Raw genomic sequence first — 228 nt, 5'->3', positions numbered from 1 at the left:
TTTGATGACACCGATTGATGCGGACGAGATTTTCTGGCTTGAGACGGAAGGTGTCGCCAAAAGGCTGGAGCCGGTCTACGAGACGGTTCGGCTGCTCCGCGAGCAGTTGCCCGACGAAACCACGCTGCTGGGCTTCTGTGGCGCTCCCTGGACCGTTGCGACCTATATGATTGCCGGTCACGGCACGCCGGATCAGGCGCCCGCCCGTCTTTTCGCCTATCGCTTCCC

General features: G+C 61.4%; 1 protein-coding gene. It reads left to right on the top strand.

The window, feature by feature from the left end; all coding sequences use genetic code 11:
• Positions 1 to 228: uroporphyrinogen decarboxylase family protein (locus tag SB822_RS61745; protein WP_410859758.1), on the top strand; the 228-nt coding region annotated here is incomplete at both ends.

Source organism: Paraburkholderia sp. SIMBA_054, assembly GCF_046534875.1.
In the GTDB taxonomy this organism is placed as follows: domain Bacteria; phylum Pseudomonadota; class Gammaproteobacteria; order Burkholderiales; family Burkholderiaceae; genus Paraburkholderia; species Paraburkholderia hospita.
This window is presented reverse-complemented; position numbering and strand designations above follow the sequence as displayed.